Source organism: Helicobacter sp. WB40, assembly GCF_027859275.1.
Classification (GTDB): Bacteria; Campylobacterota; Campylobacteria; order Campylobacterales; family Helicobacteraceae; genus Helicobacter_D; species Helicobacter_D ibis.
Map to the genome: position 1 here is coordinate 44,628 of NZ_JAQHXS010000010.1, position 9,561 is coordinate 54,188.

Below are 9,561 nucleotides of genomic sequence, written 5' to 3' on the forward strand. Positions count from 1 at the left end.
GGAGCTACAAAGCTTTATAGAAAATCCACAAAATTTATATAAATCACAAAAGTATCATTTTATTTTTAACTATGCCAATTTCTTTTTTTGCTTGTATATCTCCCTATCTTGGCTCTTGCAAATATCTCTAACTTATGTCTATGTTTTTTAGCTATATTTCTTGCTTTTGTTAGTTTCTTTGGAGAAATTGCATATAGCATTTGATACTCCTCTGGAGAATAAAACCATTCAAAAATAGCCTTACAAAATCTAAAAGATACATTGTTTTTTGATGATAGTCTCTGCAAATCCATGAAGATTCCATCAGATATATCCATACCTGCATTTGCTATTTTATTTATCTCAAAAATCATTCTAGGATACAATAGAGGTTTAGAAAATCTACTATTATGTTTTACATAGTTATATCTTAATGCTATTTTTAGTGCAGAAATATTTTTGCCAAATTTTTGTGCTTTAGCTTTGGTTAATGCACTAAAAGGGCTAGTATAAGCCATATAATCACCCCTTTTTATCCTCCATCTTAAAAGTGGTTTTTTTTGTAATTTACCAATAAGTGTTAATGAAATTTGAAGCTTTGAATCTTTTATAGTATCTCCACCTATTATTCTAACTCCATGCTTTAAGGCAATACTGCCTATGATATTTGATAACTCTTTTATCTGTCTAAAGTTATGCGGTATTGAGATATTTAGCATTGCATACACTGGAGTAGCATTTGTAGCATATATGTCAGAGAGATTTACTAAGAATGCCTTTTCTATAATGTCATATAAATTGCACCACTTTATTTTAAAATGCACATCTTCAAAGAATGAATCGCTAGCAATTACATAATCGTTAAACACAAAACAATCATCGCCAAGTCCAAGTGTAGCTCTAGTATCCTCTAATGATTTTATAAATAATCTCTCACTATCTTTCATCTATAAACTTCATACTTAAATCAATCCACCTAGCTTGATGTATTATAGAACCACTAGAAATAGCATCTATACCGCTATTTGCATATTCTAAAATATTATCTAAAGTAATATTACCACTAGCTTCAATTAATACATGGGGCGCTATATCATTCCTTAATCTCACACACTTTATTATGTCATCTATCTGCATATTATCACACATAATAATATCCACACCACTACTTAGTGCCTCTTTAAAAAATCGAATATCCTCACACTCAACTTCTATTTTTGAAGTCCATGGAATCTTGCTTTTAGCTTTTTCTACAAATTCTTTTAAGTTAGAAATATTAGCCATATGAGTATCTTTTAGCATTAAACAATCATCTAAACCCAATCTATGATTTACAATTCCACCTTGTTTAGATGAGTATTTTTCAAACTCCCTTAAAAGAGGCCTAGTTTTCCTAGTATCTAGTATTTTGCACTTTGTATTTTGTAGTTTTTTTGCGTATTTATTAGCATTTGTAGCAATCCCACTTGAATGTTGTAAAATATTTAATAACACTCTCTCAATAGATAAAATATCACGATCAAGCCCAGAAATATTTAAAATAATATCCCCACTTTTAAATTCATTAGAATCATGTATTAAAAACTCACAATCAACTCCAACCAACTCACACAACCTAGTTATATAAATTTCACCTGATAAAATTCCGCTATCTTTAGCTATCACTCTTGTTTTGACTATCTTTTTGTCTGATAGCAAATAATATAAATCCCCTCTACCATTATCCTCTAATAATGCTTGTTTTAAAAAATCGTCTAACAAAATCTTTAACATAATAACTCCTATGAGAGTTCTAACATCTTATCTAATGCTATCTTGGCCTTTAGAGCAACATCGCTATTTAAAATTATTTCATTATAAGCCTCACCGCTATCTATAGCATTTAGTGAATTCAGCACATCTTGCAGGGTTGTTTCATTCATTGTTGGACATTCTGGCTTTGTAGAAGATAGGACAAATGTATTTTGGATTCCATTCTTACTAGGTCTTAGACGATTTACCAAATTAAACTCTGTTCCAACCGCAACCTTCTGACTATCATCTAACCCATTTACAAAGCTTATGATCTGGCTAGTAGAGCCAACAAAATCAGCCTTTTGCACGACTTCTGGCGGACATTCTGGATGAACTGCTATTAATATATCTTTATATTTCTCTTTAAAAAACTCTATATCCTCCACCTTAAAAAGCTGATGAACAGAGCAAAATCCATCATAACAAATCACATCACTTAAAATTACATCTTCTTTGCTATCTATCCCTAATACTACACTCTTTAACCCCTGTGATTGCGCTAGATTCTGTCCCAAGCATCTATCTGGCAAGAAAAATATCTTTTTATTTTGCTTTAGTGCATAATCCATTATTTTTTTTGCATTAGAACTAGTGCATACAACTCCGCCTAACTCGGCTACTTTTGCTTTGACTTCAGCATTTGAGTTAATATATGTAATAGGAAAAACTTCATCTATACCATAGCTTTTTAGAATCTCTATTGACTTATCAAAATATGTATCATCTATCATTCTAGCCATAGAGCAACAAGCAATTTTTGGCATAAAAACCCTCTTTTTTGGTGCTAATATCTTAACACTCTGCCCCATAAACCCAACACCGCAAAATAATACAATGTCCTCATTGCTAGAACTTGCCTTTCTTGCTAACTCTAAACTATCTCCAACTAAGTCTGCTATCTCAACTATGCAATCTTGTTGATAATAATGTGCTACAAGCAAAACATTGTTTTTTTCTTTAAGATTCTTTATTTCCTGTATCATGGCTTACTCCTATATCATTACCAAATAACACCTTATTACCTGATTCTACATTATAATTCCAACCCTTAGTTATCATAACTATGGTAGAACCCATCTCAAAATACCCTATTTCATCACCTTTATTAATCTTTATGTCATCTAATATAATCACACAAGAATCTTTTTTATCTATCAGCTCTGGTGTTATATGTATTTGGATTCTACCGACATTTAACGCACCTATTGCCACAATAAAAAACTCATTATCATAGAAATCAACGCACTCTAGCACAACTCTTTTATTTTTGGTAAAAAGATTTTCAACATTCTTTAGTGCAAAATTATTCACCGGATATAAAGCACCCTTTATAAACCTCACCTTTTTTACTATTAGATTCGTTGGAGCATGGAATCTATGGTAATTACTTGGAGATAAATAGATATTTATAAACTCATAATCATCATCTATGCTTTTATCCAAAAAGTCAGATACAACATACTCTTCTCCCTTTATTTGCAATGCTTTATTGTTTGTGCATTTTCCTACTTCAGTTATCAATCCATCGCTAGGCGAGATTAATACACTTAAATCCTCCAAAAACTCTCTCTCCCTAACCAAAGAACGAGTAAAAAGAGAATTTAAACTCCTATAAGATTCAATGCTATCAAATTCATCTAATGAGATATTAAATAACTTAACATAAGCTTTATTTATAAGAATCTGTAAAGGTGTGAAAAAGCAAAAATGAGAAATATACTCAAATATTTTCGAAATAACCAAAGTCATATCATTCCTTTATCCATATGCATTTATCCTCCAAAGTTGGTCTATTAAGCAAAATCTCAAATGGCTTAAACTTCTCTTTATAGCCCATAGCATAGTGATTTTTTATCCAATAACCAGGATATAAATAAGGTATATTATATGATTTTGCAAATTGTATTTGCTTTAATATAGAATAAGTGCCTATTGAATACTTCTTGAAATCATGGTCATAATAACAATACACAGATGATATAGCATCAGGCAGTATATCAACTAACGCAACACCTATTAGCAAATCCTCAAAATAATAGTCAAACTCATAGCCAAACTCCTCATATCCAGCAACAAATGTATCATAATAATTATCAAGTGTGATTTGAGTGTAATTCCACTTTTTCTTACGATTCATATATCTGTGATATTTGTCATATAGCATTAGATGTTCTTGTGTTACATGAGGTCTATTTATTACAACCTTAATTGGATTTTTTAAGATTCTCTTATGCGATTTACTAAACTCAAAAGCTTGACAATCCTGTCTAATTGTTACACAGGCATTACAAGTAGAGCAAATAGGTACAAAGAAATAATGACCAAACCTTCGCCAACCTCTCTCAAGAAGTGTCATATAAAAGTCATTTGTGCATTGTTTGATATAGAAATATTTCATATTCGATTCTAAGCCTTCTAAGTAACTGCACTTAGATAGGCTATTTTCTAACTCAAAAACTTCCATGAACTCACTTCAAGCCCAAGAGCACATTCTTATCCTCCAAGGCTACATGCCCTTGAAACTCTTTTTTAGCAGTTGTAACTTTATGTAAATAATTTCTAGCTTCTTCATATTTCAATGAAGTTCTTAGCTTCTTATATACATCAGCAGAAGACATAGAATTTATTATCTCAACTGCCTTTTTTCTATCCTTGTGAAACACAGATAGCACATTCCCACTACCAGTATTATAAGCAGCTATAACACAATATTCTTGTGAGAGAGAATTATTTATTCCCTTTAAATACCTAGTAAATAAAATATTTAGATATGTCGAACCATATTGTATATTTGTCTTTGGGGTAAAGAGCATTTCTTTAGTTGGGATTCCATCTGTATTGTTTAATGCCTTATACACATCTCTACCAGCACTTCCGGGCACAACTTGCATAAGCCCATAAGCAGGTATATGACTTACGGCATATGGGTTAAAATGACTTTCTGTCTTTATAATCGCAAAAATCAAAGCTTGTTCTAGCTTATACTCTTTTGCAAATAAAGCAACAAACTCACCATACTTATGCTCACTTTGAATCTCTCTATCTTCAACCATATTAAATTGAACATAATGAGCCTTTTTTTGAACCCCATTTTGGGTAAATTCTTTTGTTTGCAACTTGTTATTTACAAGATAGTCAGCATATTTATTTGCCCTCCAAGGATAAAGCACAGAAACGCCATCATTATCCTTAACTAAGTCTGCTAGATATGGCTTACCAGAATATTCTATATCCTTATCAGAATACAAATCAACACCTTCTGGGTCTTCAGGAGTAAGAAGAGTTGTTACAATAGCTTTGTGCAATGATTGCTTTGGATTCTTCTCATCTAGTGTATATACTGAAATAACACCTTTGTTAAAATCAACTTCGGCACGAGAAAGATAAGAATCTGTATATTTAACATACACATCTTGCGAAGCAGTTGGAGTATTACTTCCCCATTTTTTTGACGCGTTTTGTGTAAGTTTTGTTACTGCTTCTTTAAATCTAATAGGAAGATTTTTAATATCTTCTTCTAGTTTTTGAGGATTTGTAGCATATGATACTGCTTTTTTTATAATTTGTTCTCTAGTTGGTGCTGCTTGTGGATTATAAATTACATCTCTATATCCAAGCAGACAACCACCTAAAAACAAACCGCCAGCTATACTAAATAAACAAAGTTTATAGAATCTCAAGCGTGCAACATCCCCTCTCTTATAGATTTAGAAACATCACTACCCTCAAGTATAGAAGCTAGATACAATCCAAATTCAAGTGCAGTAGCCGGTCCTTGTGAAGTAATAATATTTTTATCATGAATTACAGGCTTTATAGCAGTGTAGTTTTTAGCTTTGATATTCTCTTTAACACTAGGATAGCATGTAAATTGTAGCTCTCCTAGAATATCTAACTTATCCAAAAATAAAGGAGCAGCACAAATAGCAGATATTATTTTTCCTTTCTTGTGAATATTACTTACAATGCTACTAAGCTCATTAGATTCCATCATACCCATAACACCACCATATCCACCTGGCAAAACAACAGCATCAATAGAATCTGCACTAACATTGCTTAACAATTTATCAGCCACTACCTTTACATTTCCTTGAGAAGTAACCTCCAAACTATTACTAATACTAACTAGAGCAACATTGCTACCTGCTCTACGCAAGACATCAACTACGGCTATACATTCTATCTCTTCAAAGCCATTAGCTAAAATAACCATTACATTTTTCATTATTTTACCTTATCTAAATACTCGCCTGTTTCTGTATTTACCCTAATTACATCACCTTCTAGCACATGATATGGCACTTGCACAACCGCACCTGTCTCAAGTGTAGCTGGTTTTTTACCTGCACTTGTTGTATCACCTTTGAAGTTTGGTGGAGTTTCTACTATCTTTAATTCAACACTTTGTGGCACACTAACAGTTATTGCCTTTCCATTATGAAAGAGGATTGACACTGCCATGCCATCTATCATCCACTTAGCAGAATCTGCTACTTGATCCTCACTTAGCCCAATTTGCTCATAGCTTTCATTATCCATAAATTGATAATAATCACCATCATGGTATAAGAACTGCATCGAACGCTCTTGCAAATTTGGCTCATCACATTTATCGCCAGCATGGAAAGTTTTTTCCAACACTCTACCATCCAAAAAAGACTTCATCTTAACTCTAACAAAAGCCGCACCTTTACCAGGCTTTACATGTTGATATTCTGTGATCCTGTATGGAATCCCTTCTAGCTCAACTTTTAAACCCTTTTTCAAATCTCCCATTGAATACGCCATTTATATCCTTTTATTAAATTTTTCCTGCACTGCCTAGAATCTCCATTCTCTCTGCAATAACTTCTCTCATAAAATCCTTTGCAGGAGTGAAGAATTTTCTTAAATCAAACTCGCTTGCATTCTCGTTTGCCACTTTTCTAACTTGCGACATAAAAGCAATTCTTAAATCAGTATCAGTATTAATTTTATTAATACCACCCCTTACTGCTTCTTTTAGAAAATCAAATGGAACACCCTTGCTACCTTTTAAGTCTCCACCAGTGTTTAAAAATGCCTCCCTAACATTATCAGGAATCGCACTTGCACCATGAAGAACTAATGGAATCTTGGTTAATTTCTTAACTTCAATCAACCTCTCAAAGTCTAATTTTGGCTCACCTTTAAACTTAAAAGCCCCATGACTAGTGCCAATCGCAGGAGCTAGAAAATCAACATTAGACTCTCTTACAAACTCTTCTGCTTCTTTTGGATTTACAAGACATGCATCTTTTTCATCTACAGAGATATTATCTTCAATGCCCATTAGCCTACCAAGCTCTGCTTCTACGCTAACTCCAGCATTATGTGCTACTTCTACCACTCTTTTTGTCTCATGTAAATTTTCTGCAAATGGGTGATGAGAAGCATCAATCATTACAGAAGTAAATCCAGCACGAATCGCCTTTATACATGATTCAAAGCTCGTCCCATGATCTAGGTGCAATGCAACGGGAATATGCGGATAACGATTAGCTAGAATTTTAACCATTCCAACAGCCATATCAATACCCATATACTTAATAGCTCCCTCACTTGCTTGAACGATAATTGGAGAGCTTTTTTTATCTGCTGCTTCAAAGATAGTGCTTAGCATTTCATAATTTACAAAGTTAAATGCTCCAACGCCGTAATTTTCAATATTAGCTTTACTTAGAATCTCACTACCACTAACTAGCATATTCTTACTTTACTAACTCGATTTTTGCTTTAGATCTTAGTTCCTCACCCTCTTTTTTGGTATTTTCTTGGAACTTTTTTAGCTTTAAGTTTTGTTCAATTTGCTTTTCTACATCTTTTAGAGCTAAAGTAGAAGTAGCCTTCTTATCTTCAGCATAGATAATGTGATAGCCAAATTGTGTTTTAACAGGGCTTTGAGTGAAGCTTCCTTTTTTAAGCTTAAATGCAGCATCGGCAAATTCAGGCACAACCTGCCCCTTAGCTATCCAGCCTAGAGAACCACCATTTTGTGCTGAACCATCTTTTGACTTAGCTCTTGCTATTTCTGAAAATTTAGCTTCAACATTTTTTCCTGCTTTTTTTAATTCTGCAATTATATCCTTTGCTTCTTTTTCATTATTTACTAGGATATGCTTTGCTTTTACAGATTCTGGTTGGACAAATTTATCTTTATTGTCATTATAGAATTTCTTTATTTCTGCATTAGAAACTTTAGTTTTCTCAACCTCTTTTCTCATCCATATTTCAAGCATTAAATCTTCTTCTACACTAGCCATTGCTTCTTTGTATTCTTTAGAGTTTTGAATCTTATCTTTCTTAGCCTCATCAATTAGTAGTTTTCTTTCTATTGCTTGATTTATTACTTGTGTTTTCATCTCTTCTGGTAATTGCTCAAAAGAAACTCCCGGCATAGCTCTCATTAGTGCTGCTACATCTTTTTCTGTTATTTCATCTCCATTTACCTTAGCAAAAGTCTTTGCATTTGCAATCCCGCCTAGAAGTGCAACTGATAATACTGAACTTAAAACTGCTTTTTTCATGTGTTCTACCTCATTTAAAATTTTGCAAAATTTTACTTATTATTGTTTAATGTTTAATTAACAAAACCATTCTCATTACTCTTTTATTGGCAATAAAACAGAATTCAAAACACTTAGTGCTTCATATCTTATTATCTTTGCTTCCATACTTTGAAAATATAGCTCCATATTGCTAGGTGTTAATATATTAGTTTTATGTCTAATTGAATCTATATGCATGGAGTTTAAATCCATGTCATAATGTTCAGAATCTCTGTAGCTTTCAATATTATCTGCATAATCTAAATCATCAAACCCATAAACATATGCATTAGGATATTTACTAATCTCTACAATTAACCATTTATAAAACTCTCTATTTTTTACAAACGCATCTTTACTGTCTACTCTATAATGAAATTTAGAATAAGTAGGGATAATTAGATGAAACTTGGTTTGTGGATTCTGCTTAATATATTTGATGAGTGAATTATTAGCTAGGTTTTGTAGTTTTGTAAAATCATGTGTTGTATTTTTAGTTTCAAAAGGCTATATTTTTATGTTTTTGAAATATTTTATAGCCTCTTGCCTATCGTATTTTAGCCAATTTTCAACTCCGCCAAACATATGCCTAAAATCACTATCTAGTCCCCATCTTGCAAGCTTAATAAATCTTCTTTGTCCACGCAATTTACACTAGTTTGCCATAGCATGACACATAATTTATATATATATTTTAAAATCATCTAAGTAATTTTCATCATAAAGAAATCTAAACTCATTTTTATATTTGGCATTTTCAAATGGATCTAGTGAGTAAATGATGCTTTTAGGATTCTTCACTCTAAATAGATAATCTAAAATTACCCCTCTTTCATCAAAAGTAGATGAAGGAGCAGATATATTAACCCAATTTCCACCTAGCTTTTCATTTGCTTCTAATGAATCTGTATTCTCCAGCATGAAAGTTACAACAATACATGAATCAAAGTCATAATTTTGAATAATCCCTCTAGCGCTTAAACACATATCAGTAAAAAATGTCTTATCTCTAAAATATGGCTTATGATAAATTTGCAAAGGATCATATAAATACATCACAAAACCCATAACTAATAACATAAACAAAGGAAAAACTATAGAGACAATAATAAAAATTCTTGCAAAATATTGTTTTATTTAAAAAAAAACAAAGTTAGAAGTCTAAAGTTTTCTAAGAAAAATGTCGTATATTTGAATATAAATAGCAATAAAAGATTAA

Annotated in this window: 12 protein-coding genes; all 12 read right to left on the reverse strand. The window is 32.1% G+C overall.

Annotation, left to right across the window (positions count from 1 at the left end; all coding sequences use genetic code 11):
• Positions 1-65: 65 nt before the first annotated feature.
• The 12 genes from PF022_RS07695 to PF022_RS07750 all read right to left on the reverse strand — a co-directional run bounded on the left by PF022_RS07695 (position 66) and on the right by PF022_RS07750 (position 9,398).
• Complete coding sequence (locus PF022_RS07695) at positions 66-926, reverse strand: thiamine-phosphate kinase (protein ID WP_271021042.1); 861 nt, start codon at positions 924-926, stop codon at positions 66-68.
• Complete coding sequence (gene nadC, locus PF022_RS07700; RefSeq protein WP_271021043.1) at positions 916-1,752, reverse strand: carboxylating nicotinate-nucleotide diphosphorylase; 837 nt, start codon at positions 1,750-1,752, stop codon at positions 916-918. Before nadC ends, PF022_RS07695 begins: the two co-directional genes overlap by 11 nt.
• Before the next feature lie 8 nt (positions 1,753-1,760).
• Positions 1,761-2,756 (reverse strand): quinolinate synthase NadA, encoded by a 996-nt coding sequence (gene nadA / locus PF022_RS07705; RefSeq protein ID WP_271021044.1) that lies wholly within the window; start codon positions 2,754-2,756, stop codon positions 1,761-1,763.
• On the reverse strand, positions 2,731-3,522 hold the full coding sequence (locus tag PF022_RS07710; RefSeq protein ID WP_271021045.1) for a phosphatidylserine decarboxylase: 792 nt from the start codon (positions 3,520-3,522) through the stop codon (positions 2,731-2,733). The genes nadA and PF022_RS07710 overlap by 26 nt, the downstream gene beginning before the upstream one ends.
• A 1-nt stretch (position 3,523) precedes the next feature.
• Positions 3,524-4,237: an arginyltransferase gene (locus PF022_RS07715; RefSeq protein WP_271021046.1), complete on the reverse strand. Its 714-nt coding sequence runs from the start codon at positions 4,235-4,237 to the stop codon at positions 3,524-3,526.
• 4 nt (positions 4,238-4,241) lie between these two features.
• Positions 4,242-5,453 carry a murein transglycosylase domain-containing protein gene (locus PF022_RS07720; protein ID WP_271021047.1) on the reverse strand — a complete coding sequence of 404 codons (1,212 nt, stop codon included), beginning with the start codon at positions 5,451-5,453 and terminating at the stop codon, positions 4,242-4,244.
• Entirely contained in the window at positions 5,450-6,001 is a 552-nt protein-coding gene (locus tag PF022_RS07725; protein WP_271023413.1) for a DJ-1 family glyoxalase III, read from the reverse strand. The genes PF022_RS07720 and PF022_RS07725 overlap by 4 nt, the downstream gene beginning before the upstream one ends.
• Positions 6,001-6,564, reverse strand: a complete 564-nt coding sequence (gene efp / locus PF022_RS07730) for an elongation factor P (protein ID WP_271023414.1) — start codon at positions 6,562-6,564, stop codon at positions 6,001-6,003. The genes PF022_RS07725 and efp overlap by 1 nt, the downstream gene beginning before the upstream one ends.
• 13 nt (positions 6,565-6,577) lie before the next feature.
• Complete coding sequence (locus PF022_RS07735; protein WP_271023416.1) at positions 6,578-7,501, reverse strand: class II fructose-bisphosphate aldolase; 924 nt, start codon at positions 7,499-7,501, stop codon at positions 6,578-6,580.
• 4 nt (positions 7,502-7,505) lie between these two features.
• Positions 7,506-8,321, reverse strand: coding sequence for a peptidylprolyl isomerase (locus PF022_RS07740; RefSeq protein ID WP_271021051.1), 816 nt, complete (start codon positions 8,319-8,321; stop codon positions 7,506-7,508).
• Between the two features lie 75 nt (positions 8,322-8,396).
• A complete protein-coding gene (locus PF022_RS07745; protein ID WP_271023419.1) occupies positions 8,397-8,540 on the reverse strand; it encodes a hypothetical protein in 144 nt (47 codons plus the stop codon).
• 483 nt (positions 8,541-9,023) lie between these two features.
• A complete protein-coding gene (locus PF022_RS07750) occupies positions 9,024-9,398 on the reverse strand; it encodes a hypothetical protein (protein ID WP_271021053.1) in 375 nt (124 codons plus the stop codon).
• Positions 9,399-9,561: the final 163 nt, after the last annotated feature.